Source organism: Steroidobacter cummioxidans (assembly GCF_003104955.1).
In genome coordinates, this window is the sequence record NZ_LSRW01000035.1 from 39,915 (window position 1) to 57,531 (window position 17,617).

Consider the following 17,617-nt stretch of genomic DNA (forward strand, 5'->3'; position numbering starts at 1 on the left):
GCGAGGGGGACACGGCTCCAGATGGAATACCGTAGACGATCATACCCGAACCGAGGACAAATTCGGGGCGCAGTGGCGGGTTTGGGTTCGGGAACAGCGGAAACTGTGGTGGCGGGCTACATAATCGAGCGGTGGCGGCGCCTCGCAGCCTGACCCGGCGGCGAGAGTGCAGCGGCCCGAATGGAGCAGTCTATGCACTATTCGTGGTAACTCCGCTAACAACGATTCAGGGTCGTCATGTCATGGAAGAGTACTTCGTGCTCACTGCTGCTTGCCGCGAGTCTGACTGCATGCGGCTGCATTGGCCTCGCTGCTTCGCCTGGTGACAGGCCAGCGAATGCCAACGAGCATGAGGAACGGTACACCCTGCAGGCCGGCGTCAACTCGGCTCGCGCACAGGCGAACGCGCTGCGCATACTGACCGGCTACGAGGCCGATCCAGGCGAATGCGGCGATGTGATGCTCGGGCCGCTGCCGCCAGGCGAATACACCGGCAAAGAGGCCTGGCTGAAGCTCGTCGAGACGGCGTGTCATTTGCTGAAGCGCCCGGACGGCGTCTCGGGACGCACGGAGGTGTTTGCGGATGTGAGCGACTGCCAGTGCAGCTTCGGATTGCAACGGTTCGCGCACTTGCAACAGAACAAGATGCTGGTCACCAGCTCTTCCTTGCCGGAGCTTGCCAAGTACATTCCAGCGGCGGTGCTCGAGATCAATCGCAAACGCATCCACGATACGGGTGCGGCCAGCATTCCCGACCTGCTGCGTTATATCTCACAGACCGCTTTCCATCGCAGCCAGGGCTATCGCGCCTCTGGCGCCCAGTACGCCGAGCTTCGCGGGCTGGGCGCGTCGTACACGCTGGTGCTCCTGAACGGTCGTCGAACCTTCGGAACGGCAGCCGATCTGGCGAACAACGCATTCGATCTTTCCACCATTCCAATCAGTGCGGTGGAGCGCGTCGAGATCAGCATGGATGCCAACTCGCTGGTGCATGGCATGGACGCGGTCGGCGGCACCGTGAACATCGTCCTGCGTGACAGTGTCGACCCGGTGCTCTATATCAGGCATGGCTCGGCGCAAGGGGGCGCCTCGCAGAATGTCGCATCCATCAGTGGCGGCATGAGTAGCGATCGTGGCCGCGTCGCTGTTTTTCTGGACGTGCAGCGCTGGGGCGAACTGCTTGGCAGCGAGCGGGAGCGCTGGAACGACCAGGATTTCAGGCGCTATGGCGCGCTGGATTACCGCTCCCCACTGTCCTCTCCATTGAACGTGCGTTCCAGCGACGGTCAGAATCTGCCGGGTCTGGATGCGCCGTTCGCCGCGGCTCGAGTCAACCCCGACACCGGAATGTTCGATTTCATCGCCGGACAGCACAATCTGAGTAGCTGGCGAGCGTATCAGGCCATCGTTCCGGCCAGCTCACGGGTGTCGATGCTGGCGACCGGGTCTGTGCAGTTCGGTGCGTCGACCGTCTCCATGGAGTTGCTGGGCTTCAAACGTGCCACTGACTTTCAGCTCAGGCCCGTGGTCCTTGCGGGGGAGACGTTGGCAGCCAACCATCCGGAAAATCCGTTTGGCGTTCCTGTGATTGTCGATGCAGTGCTCGCCGGCGTGCCGGCGCAGGGCTTCCGGTACGAAACCAATTCGACGCGTGCCGTCGCCGCTGCTGAGGGGCCGATCGGCCCTTGGAAGTATTCCGCATTCGTGGTTCGCTCGGATGAAAAGGTCGACGTCAATCTACCCAGCGAAGTGAATGCGAGCGCCATCGAGCGCGGACTGCAGGGCGACGATCCGAGTCGGACGTTGAGTATTTACAGTACCGTAAGAAGGACCGCGGTTCCCGCGGATCTCCTCATCGACACTCCAGCGAATCGGTACCACGCCGGCGCGACTCAGGTGCATGCGTCGGCGCAAGGCGCGCTGGCGCGTCTGCCTGCAGGCCAACTGATGGCCAATCTGGGCATCGAGGGACGTCGCGAGAGCATGGATTTCGATCCGCGCATCGACAGTGCTCACCGCAATATCACTTCGCGCTTCGCGCACCTGCGTGTCCCGGTGCTGGGGCCCGGAATGAACATTCCGGCTGTGAGGGATATGGCACTGATACTGGGCATGCGCACCGACGACTATGCCGACATTCGTTCCATCAGCAGACGACAGCTCGGCATGGTGTGGAACGTCAGCGATTCGCTCAGATTTCATGCCGCAACCAGCGAGTCGTTCCGGCCGCCTTCGCTGGTCGACATGAATCAGCCGCGGGTCGAGCTGCTGACTCAGATCTACGATCCCAAGCTGGAGCAGGTCACGCCGGTTCAGGTGATCATGGGCGGCAATCCGCAGCTGCAGCCCAGCACCGGGCTTTCCACCAGCATCGGTGTTCTGTATCAGGCGGAGGCTGGCCTGCGGTTATCCGCCGAATTCTGGCGCGTCAAAGTTCGAGACCATATTTCCACGGTGACAGCATCGTCACTGCTGTCCCAGCAAGACTCGACGGCGTCAGGCCGCATCGTTCGAGATTCACAAGGGCGCCTGGTGTCGCTGGATCTCACGCGAGCGAACGCCGGAGCGGCGGCAACCGAGGGCGTCGATCTCGAAGCGCAGACGCAGATCGAGACGAGGCTGGGCTTGTTCATGCCTCGTCTGCTGGTCACATTGACAGACGAATTCCAATACAGCGATCAACCGAGCGAGCGAATCCAGATGGAGAGCCGACTGGGGGTGGCGTCGCAGCTCGGCACCATTCCCAGACGCAGAGCAGTGGCGTCGCTGACCTACGAAAACGATTACTGGCGTGCCTCGGTCCACGCCCACCTCATTTCTTCCTATCGCGATCGCAGCGACATCACCGGCCAACGGTTACCGGACAAAGTGCCGGGCGGCGAGGTCTGGGATTTCAGTGTTTCGAGAAACATCGCGGGCAATCTGCGGCTGACGTTGGGTGCGGTCAACGTGCTGGACCGGGAACCGCCGTTCGCTCGGGTCGGCGGTTCCCTGGGCTTCGACCCGTCGCAGGCTCAGTTAGAGGGGCGACAGATCTATGGCACCATCGCCGGGACCTTCTGACCAGCCGGGATAGAAGCCGCGCCCGAAATAATAGTCCGGAAACTCCATCGACGGATAAAACTGCCGGGTCTCCACCATGGCATCCCCGAAGTCTTGCAGCTCGACCGCATCGGTTCGCTGTGCGTTCATGTGTAAGCCCCCTTAGATAGAAGATCGCGCGCGATACACTGTCCAGCCGTAGTTGTCCAGTCAATACGGGCTTCGGTTTGGCCCGCCTGCCTCTTGCACAAACGCGCGCTTGGCGCGATGTGGGCCGCAACAACCTGTCGGCCGATCCAACGTAGAGAAATTCATAACAACGATCCGATGAGATCGGGGACTTCAATGAATCGCCTGATACAGAAGCTGGCAAAGGCGTTGCGGTACGTAGTACAGACGTTCGTGCTGGCCACCATTGGTGTCGTTTGGTATCTCGCAGCGACTCGTGTGATGGATGCGGAGCCGGAACCCGTGGTCGAGATTCAGGAAATCAAGCTCGACGACGTGCGTAACGGGGACATCGCCTCGGCGGACAACGAGATCAGGAACGAACGCCTGTCTGACGGCAGTCTGGTCGCCACCTCTCCAGGCACACGCATGCAGGTGGATCTTGCAGGCCCGAACCGCCTCGTTGTCATGCCGCGCGGCACGGCGCACTTCATTGTCAAAAAGGACGCGAAGCCGTTCAAGGTGCAGACTCCGCTGGTGGACGTCACGGTCCTCGGGACGAGCTTTTCGGTTTCTGCCGGGGCGTGCTCTGTAGTGAAAGTTGATGAAGGCGTCGTCCGGGTGGATGTTCGCAGTGGGCACGGCGATCCATTTACGAGAATTTTGGGAGCAGATGAATCTCTGGACTGGCCTACAAACTGCTCCGGGTCACGACGACTCGCAGAGGCCTCCCCGAAGTTGGAAAATCAAACTCCGCCACCACCGGGAAATGATCCGACGGATACCGTCCGTCACGGTGCATTGTGATCGTATGCACTCGATTCGCCCGTAGCCCGCGAAACAAGATCCAGTCGATGCGCCGTTCGGGCTTTCCCGTAAAGTCATGAAACGTGCCCTCCGGTCCGGTGCGTTGGGCCGTGGCCGTCCAGGCGTCCGTCAGCGAATCGGTGAGGATCGAGTGGACGCGACTTGCTGATGTGGTGTTGAAGTCGCCGATAAGAATGAGGCGCTCGCTCAGAGGCAGTTTCTCCAACCGAGCGCGAATCAGCTCGGCGCTGCGAATCCGCGCAGGCTCATCGATGTCGCGATAGGGCAGGTGAGTGTTGTAGAGCGTAAACGTCGCGCCGTCGGCGATGCGCTCGAAGCGAGCCCACGTCACCATGCGAGGATAGATGTTCCCCCACGTGCGGCTACCCGGAATGTCGGGCGTATCGGAGAGCCAGAAATTGCCGGACTCGAGCACGCGCAGCCGATCTTTGCGATAGAACACGCCCATGTGTTCGTCACCATCGCCGCCGCCCCGGCCTTCGCCGAACCATACAAACTGCGGCAGGCGCTCGACGATGTCATCGCCCTGGCGTTTGAAGAGCTCTTGCGTGCCGATGACGTCGGGATCTTCGGCGCGCAGCATCTCGGCAACGAGGTCACGTCTGGCGTCCCAGTTGTTCGCGCCGTCGTTCTGGGTAAGGAAACGGACATTGAATGTCATGACGCGCAGTGGTTGTGCGTGAACCGGAAGCGCGACCAGCAGGCAGCCGACCAGCCACAGCAGGAATTGGAGTCGTCGGCTGATTGTCGAAGTCACGGTACGGTTCCAGTCCTCACGGGCACGCCATTGATGTCCGCTCGAATCGGTGCCGCGAGCCGCGCAGCTTTCGATGCGAGATAGGCACTCCACTCTGCGGCTGACTTGATCTTGCCGGCGGGCTTCCATGCGCCCCCTACGAAGTAGCGAACGGTCTCGCCCGGGTGCACTTTGACCAGTAGCAAACTGTCAGGCCGGCCTTTCGCGGCAGGCGTTGTGCGCGCGAAGCCGGCAAACTTTGCCTCGGCTGCCAGCACGATGCCAGTGCCGAGCTCATCGTGCGACGGGTGGTCTGCGTATTTCTCCCAGATCGCAAGGAGCCGGCCTCGCTCATCGGGACTCACTTGAACATCTGCGGCGGCGGGATGCTCAGTGAGACCAATCGCCACCGTCAGCATGCCGTCCGACCCCGGAGCGGGAGTGAAGTCGAACGTGCTCTGTACTTGATCGAGCTGTTGGCCGGCATCGACGATGAAGCGCTTGCGCTCGGTGACCTTTACGCCGTTGCCGGCGTCCCAGGGCTCGTACGTGAGATCGAAGATCGCGCGTAGCGGTCCGTTGGCATAGACGTGATAGCTGCGCCAATTCGCGGACACCGCGAGTTGCTGGCCATCCCAGATGCCGATGCCGCCGACGCCGCGCGCGCGGCCGACTTCGTAGAAATCCAGGCCTTCACCTGTATCTGTGTGCAAGCCATCGTGACCCTTGCGATACCAGCGATCCGTTACGAGGTACGGCACCCTCTTGGTCCACAGATCGATGCCGCTGCTGGTCATCTGATCTTTTCCAGCTTCGGGCCGCGCCAGCGCGGGCCCGTAGGCGCGATGCGCGACCTCGTCGTTTTCCCAAGCGAAGTCGTCCCAGCGTTCTGGAACGTGACCGGCCCAGACTTTGCTTTGCAAAGGTGGCTGGGGCTGGGTGGTGGATTCGATGGTGACCGTCACCCGCGGTTCGCTGGCGCGAAAGTCACGCTGGAAGATCAAGTCGTCATACTCGGCGGGGCCGTGATGAATGTGCTTCATCGCGGTGACCTGCGAGGGAATCACCGTGCCCTTGGCATCGCGCACGATGACCTGATCGAACGTCAGATCGGGCAGGGCCTTTTTGATTTCCGCGAATGGGATGACGATGGTCTCCGCCGGTCGGGCGAGCCTGGCGTCGTTGTGAAGAACGATGGTGGCTTTCGCAGCGAGCGCGCTCTGCGCGTGCAAGCCCAGCGCAGCTGAGACGGCCATCGCAAGGGCGGCATGCCTGCTCATCGCAGTAACGCCGCAGCCGTCCACATCATTGGCGACTGCCCATGCAGGTCACCGGTTTTCCGGGGACGATCGAAGTAATATTTCTTCTGCACGACGAGGTCCTCGCCGACTTCGCGCGCAGCCTTGTTGGTGCCCACGACGGTCTCACGAACGTTGGCCTCTGCATCGACGTAAGGGACCAGGCCGAGCCAGGCCTTGCGAGCGGCGGGGCCATAGCGGGATGCGTCGAGCCAGCCGCGCTTCACCCCTTCGACGAGCGCGAATGTAAACATGGCACTGCCGGAGGTCTCGGGCCAGAAGTCGGGCTGATCGACGAGTTGCAGCCACAGGCCATCGGCGCCTTGATACTTCAGCAGGCCGGCCATCATCGATCGATAGCCTTGCATGATGCGCTGGTAGTGCCGGTGCTCCGGTGGCAGCACCGACAGCACTTCGGCCAGGCCGGCTGCGACCCACCCATTGCCGCGGCCCCAATAGAAAGGAGAGTCGGGACTGTGCAGGAACAAGCCGTTCGGCTGTTGCAGCCGATTCAGGTACGCCACCATGGTCAGGGCAACGCGATCCAGATACTTCGGATCCTTGGTGGCGCGATACGCCTGAACCTGCAGCACGGGCAACATATAAAGATCGTCGGACCAATAGCGTGCCTCGGTGGTGATGCCGTCGGGCGTCGTGGTCTCCCACTGTTTATCGGCGAAGTCGCGGCCCAGCGTGAGATACGACGGGTCGCCGTTGATCATATAGATCTCCAACGGCACGACGCCGGTGATGCGGTAATCGACATGCGAGCGCGGGCTGAGCCGAGCTGCGCCCTCGGGCGTGCGGAACTGATCGAACTTGCCGATGAGCTGTCGTTGCAAGCTGTCGTCTTCGGTGATTTGCGCCACCAGCAACGCGCCGTACCAGGCGCAGACTTCTGGATAAATGATCCAGCGGTGCAACGAGTTCACCTCGAAATCAAATCCGCGCGCGACAAAGTTGTTGGCGATGCGGCGGCCGATGGTCGCTGGATCCGCACCCTCCGGCCAATTGGTGAAGTGGCTGGCACCTGGCTCGGGCGCGAGTTGTGGCGCATCCGAGGTGGTGGAGCATCCGGCCAGCATCGCGACGCTGGAGATGAACGTTGCGAAAACTCCTGCGCTACGTGTGGCGATCATGCGGATTCCCCTGGGGTGGCGAGGCGTTTTATAACTAAACGCACTGTCGCGATTAGCCTATTGAACGCGGATGCCGGTGACAACCCTACAAACAGGCGTTATTCAGTGCGGTCACGCATCGCTCGATGCGTGAATTGGATCGATACTTGCGCGCGTTCGAGTGCGCAGATGCTTTGTAACAACGGAGGGCAGTCCCATGAGCGAAGCACGTCCACCTTTGCCGCCTTTCACTCGCGAGACCGCGATTCAAAAGATTCGTCTCGCCGAGGACGCGTGGAACAGTCGCGATCCGGCACGCGTCGCGCTTGCGTACACTATCGATAGCAAGTGGCGAAACCGTGCCGAGTTTCCAACGGGGCGCGAGCAGATCATCGAGTTCCTGACGCGCAAGTGGCGTCGCGAGCTCGAGTATCGACTCATCAAAGAGCTCTGGACCTTTGCCGATGACCGCATCGCCGTGCGCTTCGCCTACGAGTGGCACGACGATTCGGGCAACTGGTATCGCTCGTATGGCAACGAGAACTGGGAGTTCGATAACAACGGGCTCATGCAAAGGCGCTACGCCAGCATCAACGATCTGCCGATCGCCGAGTCGGAGCGCAAGTACCGTTGGCCGCAAGGACGGCGGCCCGACGATCACCCGGGGTTGAGCGATCTCGGATTGTGATTGATTAGCGGGGCGTCGCCGCCGTCGTCCAGTTGATGACGTGATAGGTGGTCGGGCCGTCACCGACGTTGCGTAGCGAATGCATCTGGTTCGAGGCGTTGAAGACGACCGCGCCCGGGCCGACGCGTTTCAATTGTCCATCGACCAACACTTCGACCGTGCCTTCCTTGATGATAACCAGCTCTTCGTTGGGATGTTTGTGAGGCGCATGCGAGGTGGCGCCGGCAGGCAGTGTCGTCACGTGCAGCTCGAGCTCATTCAACGTGGCGGTCGGGGCGCGGAGGAACTGACGGACGGCGCGGACTTCCTCTTGCGTGACCGGAACGTCGGTCCAATCGATGGCTACCGAGCCCAGGTTCTTGGCATTCGATGCGGCGAACGCGGTCACGCCGAGCGTTGCCGTCACGGAGAAAGCGGCAATAGTCAGATCGCGAAGAGTTATCACAATGAGCTCCTGTGCATGCATTCACAGCGGGGCCGGCCGAAGCCGGCCCCGCCAACGGTCAGCGAACTTCGATGAAGACTTTGTTGGGCTTGCTGCGCTGATAGCCGTCCCACACGGACACATACAGCTTCAGCGTCGTTCCCTTTGGAGTCGCTCGTAACGCGGCGGCATCGGCTACGGTGATCGCGCCGGTGTTCGCATCGATCGCAAATACTCCGCCACTGGAATATTCCGTTTGCCACTGCGAGAACGTGGTGTCCGAGTCGGCGTCGGTTGCTTGCGCTGTACCGACGACCGTTCCCACCGCTGCGTTTGCTGCGACAGAGAGCCACTGATAGGGAATTTCGGCGAGGCTGTTGCGAACGTATCGTTGTAGCCACTGCATCGCCGGACGCTCGGCGCCATTCTCATAAGTCAGCCACGCGCCTTGCGCCGTTCGCCAGTGGCCCGGGCGATAGCCCCACAACGTAATGCCGTGGACGGCTTCGTGCTCCCAGAACACCGGGAAGATTTTCTGATAGCCCGCCAGTTGTACCGGATCGTCGTTGCCATCGATGTCCAGCTCGGTCACGTAGATGGGCAGCTGGGTCTTGTTCGCCAGGTAGTCGAGATTGGCGCGGAAGTTCGGCATCGGTGCCGGCTCGGTGGTCGAGAACGCGTGTCCCTGGATGCCGACCAGATCGATCAGCCCGCGGGCCTTCAGCAGCTTGACGATGCCGATGTAGGTTTCGGTGGCGTTGCGGTCGTTGGTGATGCTGTAGTCATTGATCATCAGCTTGGCGTTCGGGAAATATTCGCGCGCCAGCGTGAATGCATTGATGATCCAGTCCCAGCCGGTTTGTCCTGCGCCGCCGAGTGCCTCGTAATAGTTGCCACAGCCGCCGCAAGACTGGCCCGGAGGCGTATTCGCGGGAGCGAGCGGCGGATCGTGCAGCGGCTCGTTCACGACTTCGATCTGTTCGAGATCCGGATAGCGTTCGGCGATGGTGGCCATCCATTCACGCAGCTCTGCGAGTTGCTCGGCCGGTGGCAGATTCTGCAGCCATTCCGGTTGCTGATTTCCCCAGACCAGTACGTGCCACTTGAATGTGAATCCATTGGCGCGCGCGAGTTGATAGGCCGCATCCGCCTGCGTCCAGTTCATCACATTGCGAGTGCCTTCGACGGTGGCCCACTTGCCGCCGTTCTCGGGTGTGACCTGATTCCAATACGCTGCAAAGTTGGCTGTCTGCGCGGGGCTGTGCGCGCTTCCCAGATATTTCGCCTTGCCAGTCGCGATGGGCGGACCGGGCGGTGTGTAGGGCGGCGGCGGCGGGGGTGGTGGAGTCCCTGTCGCGGCGGATCCCGTGTCCAGATTGTTCACCGTGTACCACGAGCCTTGCCGGCCAAATGCAAACTTATCGATGAAATTGCCGGTCTCACGCCCGGCGACGGAGAACGTTTGTGTGAGATTGCCGGCGGGCACGGTCCAGGTCGCGGGGCCGGCGAAGCCGGTGATCCTGAACCACTTGAACGCATTGATGGTCGCCGGGCCGCCATTGCGGACCGTATCGGCCGGTGCAGTGTAGCCGCCGCCGTCGACTTGATTGATCAGGACCCATTCGCCGGTGCCGACCTTGTTGCCAAAGCCGTTGCCGACATAAAAGCTGTCGTCGTTACCGCCGCCGGGGCCCACCCGAAAGCGCGCATACAGGTCATAATTCCCCGCCGCTGGAAACGTGACCGAATAGGTGAGCGCGCCGTCAGCGGTCGCGGGTGGACCGAAGCCGGGCGAATCGTTGACGATGGTGACGTAGGTGGCGCCTTCGGTGGTGCCGACGCTATAGAGAGGACTGACGCTGGCTGATTCCGCTTCGACGATTACGGGCTCGGTCTGTGCCGCCGCGGCGAGTGGCACACTCAAAATTACACACGCACTCAGGAACGCACGCAAATCCATGCACATGGTATCCCCCAAGTTGTTTTGTAGCGTTGATCGGGCTCTTTCGGCGGGCCAACGCTAGCACCGATTGACGGCGACTGGTAGCGGTATCATCATGTTCGTACAAGCGGCCAGCCGAGCTGGCCAACCAATGCAAGAAACATCGATTCGCAGGTCGCATGCAGGCGCCAGCGGAGGGGGCTCATTGCGCATGATCCAAACGGGCGCCGCGCGCGCATGACTATTCTCGGGGTTGTGTTCGCAGTCGTGCTGCTGATCGCGTTGATCGCGGTCCTGCGCGTTCAGCCTTTCGTGGCGTTCATCGTCACCTCGCTGGTCGCAGCGCTGGTGCTGGGACTGCCGCTGGAAAAAATTCCCAGGACCATCGAGCGGGGCATCGGCGACATGCTCGGCTCGCTGGCGATCGTGATCTGTCTGGGCGCGATGTTCGGCAAGTTGATCGCGGACAGCGGCGCCGCGCAGCGGATCTCCGAGTCCCTGATGCATTTGTTCGGGCCGGCGCGCGTACCGCTGGCGATGGCGCTCACCGGCTTCATCGTCGGCATTCCGTTGTTCTACAACGTCGGCTTCGTGCTGATGGTCCCGCTGGTGTTCTCGGTGGTCTACCGGGCCAAATTGCCGCCGATGCTGGTGGGCATTCCGATGCTGTCCGGACTTTCGATCGCGCATGGCTTCCTGCCGCCGCATCCCTCGCCGACCGCGCTGGTCGCGCAGTTCGGCGCCGATATGGGAATGACTTTGCTCTATGGTTGTTTGATCAGCATCCCGACGCTGCTCATCGCCGGTCCGTTGTTTGCGCGCACACTGAAGGGCATCGCGTCCGGTCCCTCCGAGCTGTTCAAGCCGACGACGCTGGCCGAAGACCAATTGCCTGGCACACTCAACAGTTTCGCTTGCGCGTTGCTGCCGGTGGTTTTGATCAGCGGTGCGACGGTGCTCAGCTACGGGAACTTCACTGCGTCGACGCGCACCCTCATCGATTTCCTCGGCAATCCCATGCTCGTGATGTTGGTGTCGCTGTTGGTGGGATCGTTCACGCTCGGCGTGGCGCGAGGACGCAAGCTCGGTCAACTGATGGAAGGCTACGGCCACGCCATTCGTGACATCGCCGGCATCCTGCTCATCATCGGCGGTGCCGGCGCGCTGAAGCAGGTGTTCGTCGACAGTGGCGTCAACACAGAGTTGGGAAGTTTGCTCAGCAACGTGCCCATCCATCCGCTGGTGCTCGGCTGGCTGGTGGCCTTCGCCATCCGAATCGCGCTGGGCTCGGCCACCGTCGCGGGCCTGACAGCGGCGGGCATCGTTGCGCCACTGATCGAGATCAGCGGCGTCGACCCGAATCTGATGGTGCTGGCGGTTGGAGCGGGCAGCTTGATGTGTTCACACGTCAACGACTCGGCGTTCTGGATGTTCAAGGAGTATTTTCAGGTCAGCCTGCGGGACACCTTCCGCTCCTGGACCCTGATGGAAACATTGGTCGGCAGTCTCGGGCTGATTTTCGTGCTGCTGCTGAATGCGGCGCTGTAGTGCGGGCACGGCATTTAACACCTGCGACGTATTGACTTAGCGCGTCAATTCCCTGGCACGCGGGTTGGGGTGGCGGGTGCAGGGCGGTGTCGGCGAAAATGCCGGCCATGAGCACAGTCAAGCGGTTCTTCGCTCCCCTGATCGCATTGTTCCGGCTACACCTCGTCGCGCTCATCGTCGTCGCGGTGCTGGTGTTGCTGTACACGGTGATCGGCTTCTTCGCCGTCCCGCAGATTGCCCGTGCCCAGTTGGAGAGCTTCGTCACCGAGAAGATGCATCGGCAAGTCTCGGTCGGCGAGATCCGCTTCAATCCTTTTGTCCTGGACGCCAGCATCGGCGGGCTGGTGGTGCGCGAGGCCGATGGCTCGCCGGTGGTCGGCTTTCGGCATCTTTATGTCAATGCGCAGCTGGCGTCGATCTGGCAACGGGCAATCGTGCTCAAGGAAGTGGACCTGTCCGCGCCCGACATCGACGTAATCGTCGCCAAGGACGGCACGGTGAATCTCGCGAAGCTGGCGCCCGAGTCGGAAAAGCCGACCAGCGAGCAGCCGACAGCGCTGCCAAAAGTGCGGATCGAGCGGCTGGACATTCGCGACGGTCGCATCGGCTTCACTGACAACACGCGCGCGCAGCCATTCACCGCGGTCGTCGAGCCGATCAAATTCACGCTCATCGACTTCAACACCGACGCCGACTACCAAAATGCCTATGACTTCTCGGGCACGACCCTGGCCGGCGAGCACCTGGAGTGGGTCGGTGCGTTCACGGTCCAGCCGCTGGGGTCGACCGGGCGCTTTAAAGTGCAGGACTTGAAGGCGGCGACGATCGATTCCTACGCCGAGGACATGTTGCCGTTTCAATTGGCTTCCGGTCACACGACGTTCGAAGGTAACTATCGCTTCGCCATGACGCCGACGCTGGGGCTGGAGGCGACCTTGCCGTTGCTGCAGGTCCGCGATCTTGCCATCAAGGAGCGTAAGGCGACGACCGCGCCGGTGAAGCTGCCGGTGGTGGATGTGCATGAGATCGCGCTTTCTTATGAGAAGCGCGAAATCGGCATGCAGCGAATCGATGTGAAGGATGCGCACATCGAGGGGGCTCGCGAGGCCGATGGGACGATCAGCTGGATACGCTTGTTGGGCGGCCACTCCAGTGAGGCCAAGCAGGCGGCGACTTCGGCGCAGGCGCCGTCACCGCCTGCACCGACAGGCACGGCGCCAGAGAAAGCGCCGAGCGAATCGGCTGAGTGGCGCATTCACGCCGACACGATTCAGTTTAGCGAGGCGACGGTGCTGGTTGAGGATCGCACCGTGAAGCCGACCGCGAAGTTCGCTCTCGCGCCCATCGCGCTCACCGTCAACGGCTGGAGCACGGACCCGTCGGCGAAGGTGCAAGTCGATACCGAGGTCACGATCAACCAGAAAGGCAAATTGGTCAGCAAAGGCGACGTGCAGCTCGAGCCGCTCAGCGCGCAGCTTGCAGTGGAGCTGACAGAATTCCCTCTGCCGGCGATTCAGTCGTATCTCAACGAGATGACCTCGATGACGCTGCATTCGGGCCGGCTCGGCGTCAAAGGCGATGTGTCGTTTGCGGCGCAACCCGAGACGGCGCAGCCGCTCAGGTTCAAAGGCGAGGTCCGAGTGGCGGATCTGCGCACGACCGATCAGTTGGTGAACGAAGACTTCATCAAGTGGCGCACCCTCGCCGTGACCGGCATCGATTTCTCCCACAATCCGGACAAGCTCGACATCAACCGCATCGTTGCCCGCCAGCCGTACGGCAAAGTCGTGATCTCGAAGGATCGGACGCTCAATGTGACGAAGGTGCTGAGTCCGGAGGGCGCGCCGACGCCGACGCCGGCGGCGGAGCAGGAAGACACGGCTGAAAATAACGATGAGCATCCCGATGCCAAGCAGGCGTCGGCCAAGAAGCCAGACGACAGTGATAGCAAGCAAGCGAAAGCCCAGGCCAAGCCTGCTTCCAGCGGCGCCACGTCCGGGCCCATGTTCCCCGTCCGTATCAAGACGGTGCAGTTCATCGACGGCTCCGCGAACTTCGCCGACTACTCCATCGAGCCATCGTTCGCTACCGGCATTCTCGAGCTCAACGGCACGGTCACGGGCCTGTCGAGCGACCCGAAATCGCGCGCCAAAGTGAAGCTCGATGGCAAGGTCGATAAATACGCGCCCGTCGACATCGGCGGCGAAGTGAACCTGTTGTCCGCGGCGGTGTTCACCGATGTGTCGATGAACTTCCGCAACATGGAGCTGACCACGTTCAATCCTTACTCGGGCAAGTTCGCCGGCTACAACATCAGCAAGGGCAAGCTGTCGACCGAGCTGAAATATCACGTCGAGGATCGCAAGCTCGACGCGTCGCATCACATCGTCATCGACAATCTGGAGTTCGGCGACAAAACCGATTCCAAGGACGCCGCGCCCATTCCCCTGAAGCTGGCGGTGGCGTTGCTCAAGGATCGCCACGGCATCATCGATCTGAATCTGCCGGTGAGCGGCACGCTCGACGATCCGAAATTCCGGCTCGGCCCGATCATCTGGAAAGCCCTGCTGAATCTGCTGACCAAAGTGGTCACGGCGCCGTTCGCCGCGCTCGGCGCGTTGTTTGGTGGCGGCGAGGAGCTGGCCTTCGTGGATTTTCCTGCGGGATCGTCCGAGTTACCCGCGTCGCAGGCGGAGAAGTTGAATACACTCGCCAAGGCGTTGATCGAGCGGCCGCAGTTGAAGCTGAGCGTGCCGCTGACGGTCGTTTCGGCGCAAGACAGTGAAGCGATCGCTCGCGCCGCGTTGCAGGACAAGTTGCCGCCCGATACATCCACTGAGCCGCCGAAGGACGACGCGGCGAAGCGCCAGCGAATTGCCGTGCTGGAGAAGGTCTACAAGGAAATTACCAAGTCCGCACCCAACTACCCACCCGAGACGCAAACGGATAAGGGCATCGACTACGACGCGCGGCTGAAATTCCTCGAGCAGTCCCTGATCGATCGCTTGAAGCCCGACGATGCCGCGCTGACCGCGCTCGCTCAACAACGGGCTCGTGCCGTACAGGACACGCTGCTCGCCAACACCGAGCTGAACCCCGAACGCGTGTTCATCACTACCCAGCGCAGTGAAGGAAAGGCAGAAGACCACCAGGTCAGAATGGAGCTGAAGCTCGAATAAGCTCCCGCTCGGCCCGGCGGCTTGTCTGCCGCCGGAATGCCGTGGCACGATCGCGCCGCCGCTGTCGAATTCACAAGCCCAAAGCGGCATCCGCAGGAGCAGTCATGTCCGCGACCGCTGACATCGATCGAATTCGAGCCGAGCAGATCAGGACGATCTATCGAAACACCCCGCCGGGCTTGCTGATGACCCTGGTGGCGGTGGCAGTAATGACGGGCGCGTTTGTTTACATCGAGCCGTCGTTACGTGACGGCGCGATCGTTTTCATTCTGGTGATGATTGCCCAGACGGTGGCGCGCTTGTTGTTACAAAGAACATTCGCGCGCGTACCGCGGCCGGACACGGATTGGCGGCGTTGGGCCAGGTGGTTCAGCGCTGGTACGTTCGTGGGTGGGACGACCATCGGCGTGGGAACGATTCTGCTGCTGCCGACGGGCAATACCCAGCTGGAGTTGATCGCGTTGCCCGTGATCTTCGCGGTCACGAGTGGCGCAGTCGGTGCGTTCTCCGCGTTCCCGCCGGCATTCTTCGTGTTCTTTGCCGCCGTCTCTTGGGCGCCGATCCTGTGGCTGTTCAGTCGCGGCGATGCGTTGCATGTGACCATGGGCGTGCTCTACGTCATGTGGTTCTTCACGGTTGCCGAGCTGGCGCGTCGCTCCGGGCGAGGGTTTCTCGAGACGCTGCAGCTGCGCTTCGAGAACTTCGATCTGGTCAGTGACTTGCGTCGTGAAAAGGCCGCAGCTGAGGAAGCGAACGCGGCGAAGTCGCGATTTCTCGCCGCTGCCAGCCACGACTTGCGGCAGCCGGTGCATGCGCTGAGTTTGTTCGTGGCTGCGGCGCAGATCCAGCCGATCAATTCGGAAACGCGCTCACTGCTCGATCATATCGACGACTCGGTGCGTTCACTGGGTCGGCTGTTTGGCGGACTGCTGGATATTTCACGCCTGGACGCCGGCGTGGTCGAAGTGAATCGGCTGTCGTTCGCCGTGCGTCCGGTCATCCACAATGTGTTTCGAGAGTTTGCAGCGCAGGCCGAAGAGAAAGGTCTGCAACTGCGCATGCGGGTTCCCGACGTGGCAGTGCACAGCGATCCCTTGCTGTTCGAGCGCATCGTCCGCAACGTCGTGGCGAATGCGGTGGCTTACACGACCAACGGCGGCGTACTGATCGGCTGCCGTCAGCGTACAGGAGCGTTGCGTATCGAAGTTTGGGATACCGGCTGGGGCATCGCGCCGGCGCACCGGGAACAGGTGTTCGAGGAGTTCTATCAGGTCGGTAATCCGGAACGGGATCGCACCAAGGGGGTCGGTCTGGGGCTCGCGATCGTGAAGCGCCTGACGACGCTGCTCGGGCATCGTATCGAGTTGCGCTCGAAGCCGTGCCGGGGCAGTTGTTTCGCGCTGGAAGTGCCGCTCGCCGCGACCAGTGCTGCGCATCCGGTAACGATACCAGCCGAATCACTCGCTCCGGTGCAGCTGGGCTCGGGGCTGATCCTGGTGTTGGACGATGAGCTGACGATTCAGATCGGAATGAAGACGTTGTTGGAGAGCTGGGGATACCGAGTGCTCGCCGCGGGGAGTGGGGACGAAATGCTCGAAGCCATCGCCACCGCAGACGAAGCACCGCGCTTGATCATCTGCGACTATCGATTGCGAGATAACGAAACAGGGACGGCGGTGGTCGAGCGCCTGCGTTCGGAGTTCAATGACGACATTCCGGCGATGTTGATCACCGGCGATACCGCGCCGGATCGAATCCGCGAAGCCGAAGCGAGCGGCTTGTTGTTACTTCACAAACCGGTGCCGAACGGCAAGCTGCGCGCGGCTATCGCGCATCTCACGTCGCTGGCGCCTGCTTAAATCTGCAGATCCCTCGCCGCGTTTGCGGCCTGCGTTCGATTCACCACATTGAGCGCTTTGAAGATGGCGGCGACGTGCGCCTTGACGGTTTTCTCGGCGATGCCCAGCCGGTTGCTGATTTCCTTGTTGGAATGCCCGTCGCGCACTTGTTTCAGGACTTCGATCTGACGCTCGGTCAATGCCGGCAGCGGCACAGGTGCAGCCGAGTTCTGCTCGACCGCAGCGGCGTCGACGGCGCGCGCGAGCAGCGGCGGGACGTAGATGTTTCCTGTCAGAACCAGTTGCAAGGCGGACAGGACCGTCTGCGGGCTGGCGGACTTTGGAATGTAGCCGAGCGCGCCGGCATTCAACACTCGTTTCACATCGCTCGGATTCTCCGAGCTCGATAGCACGATGACTGGCAGCTCCGGCCGGCGCCGAGCGAACTCTTTCACCGCAGCTTCGCCGGCGAGCCCCGGCATCATCAGATCGACGAACACCGCGTCGAGGTCACCGGTCGCCTGTGCCATCTCCATACCGGCTTCGCTATCGCTCGCCTGAAACACCTGCGTGTCCGGATTCGCCTGCCGCAACAGGGCGGCCAGGCCATCGCGGAACAACGGGTGATCGTCGACGACGAGAAGTTTCATCGCACGACTCTGCCACATACGTCGATTCCTGCCGAAGTCGGCGTTGGTGCTAGGCCTATGGACCTACGACCAGTCGTAGGGACTGCGGTCAATTTACCTCGTTCAGGGTGGCCGCTGGAATAGCGCACATTTGTTTCATCGCGGGCTGGCAAGGGGAC

Annotated in this window: 13 protein-coding genes; 6 read left to right on the forward strand and 7 right to left on the reverse strand. The window is 61.7% G+C overall.

The window, feature by feature from the left end:
• The first annotated feature begins 237 nt into the window (after positions 1-237).
• The gene (locus D0550_RS17750) at positions 238-3,063 is read left to right on the forward strand and encodes a TonB-dependent receptor domain-containing protein (protein ID WP_116810529.1); all 2,826 of its coding nucleotides are present in this window, start codon (positions 238-240) and stop codon (positions 3,061-3,063) included.
• Here D0550_RS17750 and D0550_RS34930 read toward each other — a convergent pair.
• A complete protein-coding gene (locus tag D0550_RS34930) occupies positions 3,019-3,192 on the reverse strand; it encodes a hypothetical protein (protein WP_161965898.1) in 174 nt (57 codons plus the stop codon). The two genes, D0550_RS17750 and D0550_RS34930, sit on opposite strands and share 45 nt — an antisense overlap.
• A 195-nt stretch (positions 3,193-3,387) precedes the next feature.
• On the opposite strand from D0550_RS34930, the gene D0550_RS17755 reads away from it, so the two are divergent.
• A complete protein-coding gene (locus tag D0550_RS17755; RefSeq protein WP_161965899.1) occupies positions 3,388-4,017 on the forward strand; it encodes a FecR domain-containing protein in 630 nt (209 codons plus the stop codon).
• Here the strand turns inward: D0550_RS17755 and D0550_RS17760 are convergent.
• The 3 genes from D0550_RS17760 to D0550_RS17770 are packed head-to-tail and all read right to left on the reverse strand — an operon-like array spanning position 3,902 to position 7,211.
• Positions 3,902-4,795 (reverse strand): endonuclease/exonuclease/phosphatase family protein, encoded by an 894-nt coding sequence (locus tag D0550_RS17760; RefSeq protein WP_174842501.1) that lies wholly within the window; start codon positions 4,793-4,795, stop codon positions 3,902-3,904. The genes D0550_RS17755 and D0550_RS17760 overlap by 116 nt on opposite strands.
• Positions 4,792-6,054 (reverse strand): DUF4861 family protein, encoded by a 1,263-nt coding sequence (locus D0550_RS35285; protein ID WP_116810532.1) that lies wholly within the window; start codon positions 6,052-6,054, stop codon positions 4,792-4,794. Before D0550_RS35285 ends, D0550_RS17760 begins: the two co-directional genes overlap by 4 nt.
• Positions 6,051-7,211, reverse strand: a complete 1,161-nt coding sequence (locus tag D0550_RS17770) for a glycoside hydrolase family 88/105 protein (RefSeq protein WP_206606371.1) — start codon at positions 7,209-7,211, stop codon at positions 6,051-6,053. The genes D0550_RS35285 and D0550_RS17770 overlap by 4 nt, the downstream gene beginning before the upstream one ends.
• A 196-nt stretch (positions 7,212-7,407) precedes the next feature.
• Here D0550_RS17770 and D0550_RS17775 point away from each other — a divergent pair, with 196 nt between their 5' ends.
• Entirely contained in the window at positions 7,408-7,878 is a 471-nt protein-coding gene (locus D0550_RS17775; RefSeq protein WP_116810533.1) for a nuclear transport factor 2 family protein, read from the forward strand.
• A gap of 4 nt (positions 7,879-7,882) precedes the next feature.
• On the opposite strand, the gene D0550_RS17780 is transcribed toward D0550_RS17775, so the two are convergent.
• On the reverse strand, positions 7,883-8,323 hold the full coding sequence (locus tag D0550_RS17780) for a cupin domain-containing protein (protein WP_206606372.1): 441 nt from the start codon (positions 8,321-8,323) through the stop codon (positions 7,883-7,885).
• A 58-nt stretch (positions 8,324-8,381) separates the two neighbouring features.
• The gene (locus D0550_RS17785; protein ID WP_161965900.1) at positions 8,382-10,262 is read right to left on the reverse strand and encodes an endo-1,4-beta-xylanase; all 1,881 of its coding nucleotides are present in this window, start codon (positions 10,260-10,262) and stop codon (positions 8,382-8,384) included.
• Between the two features lie 219 nt (positions 10,263-10,481).
• On the opposite strand from D0550_RS17785, the gene D0550_RS17790 reads away from it, so the two are divergent.
• From D0550_RS17790 to D0550_RS17800, 3 genes are all read left to right on the forward strand, one after another.
• A complete protein-coding gene (locus D0550_RS17790) occupies positions 10,482-11,792 on the forward strand; it encodes a gluconate:H+ symporter (protein WP_116810536.1) in 1,311 nt (436 codons plus the stop codon).
• A gap of 107 nt (positions 11,793-11,899) precedes the next feature.
• A complete protein-coding gene (locus tag D0550_RS17795) occupies positions 11,900-14,971 on the forward strand; it encodes a DUF748 domain-containing protein (RefSeq protein WP_161965901.1) in 3,072 nt (1,023 codons plus the stop codon).
• A 104-nt stretch (positions 14,972-15,075) separates the two neighbouring features.
• Positions 15,076-16,830 (forward strand): ATP-binding response regulator, encoded by a 1,755-nt coding sequence (locus tag D0550_RS17800; protein ID WP_116810538.1) that lies wholly within the window; start codon positions 15,076-15,078, stop codon positions 16,828-16,830.
• Here the strand turns inward: D0550_RS17800 and D0550_RS17805 are convergent.
• Positions 16,827-17,459 (reverse strand): response regulator, encoded by a 633-nt coding sequence (locus D0550_RS17805; RefSeq protein ID WP_116810605.1) that lies wholly within the window; start codon positions 17,457-17,459, stop codon positions 16,827-16,829. The two genes, D0550_RS17800 and D0550_RS17805, sit on opposite strands and share 4 nt — an antisense overlap.
• Positions 17,460-17,617: the final 158 nt, after the last annotated feature.

Coding starts and splice junctions, on each gene's coding strand:
- D0550_RS17750 (WP_116810529.1), top strand. CDS start 238: ATGTCATGGAAGAGTACTTCGTGCTCACTGCTGCTTGCCGCGAGTCTG.
- D0550_RS34930 (WP_161965898.1), bottom strand. CDS start 3,192: ATGAACGCACAGCGAACCGATGCGGTCGAGCTGCAAGACTTCGGGGAT.
- D0550_RS17755 (WP_161965899.1), top strand. CDS start 3,388: ATGAATCGCCTGATACAGAAGCTGGCAAAGGCGTTGCGGTACGTAGTA.
- D0550_RS35285 (WP_116810532.1), bottom strand. CDS start 6,054: ATGAGCAGGCATGCCGCCCTTGCGATGGCCGTCTCAGCTGCGCTGGGC.
- D0550_RS17770 (WP_206606371.1), bottom strand. CDS start 7,211: ATGATCGCCACACGTAGCGCAGGAGTTTTCGCAACGTTCATCTCCAGC.
- D0550_RS17775 (WP_116810533.1), top strand. CDS start 7,408: ATGAGCGAAGCACGTCCACCTTTGCCGCCTTTCACTCGCGAGACCGCG.
- D0550_RS17785 (WP_161965900.1), bottom strand. CDS start 10,262: ATGGATTTGCGTGCGTTCCTGAGTGCGTGTGTAATTTTGAGTGTGCCA.
- D0550_RS17790 (WP_116810536.1), top strand. CDS start 10,482: ATGACTATTCTCGGGGTTGTGTTCGCAGTCGTGCTGCTGATCGCGTTG.
- D0550_RS17795 (WP_161965901.1), top strand. CDS start 11,900: ATGAGCACAGTCAAGCGGTTCTTCGCTCCCCTGATCGCATTGTTCCGG.
- D0550_RS17800 (WP_116810538.1), top strand. CDS start 15,076: ATGTCCGCGACCGCTGACATCGATCGAATTCGAGCCGAGCAGATCAGG.
- D0550_RS17805 (WP_116810605.1), bottom strand. CDS start 17,459: ATGAAACTTCTCGTCGTCGACGATCACCCGTTGTTCCGCGATGGCCTG.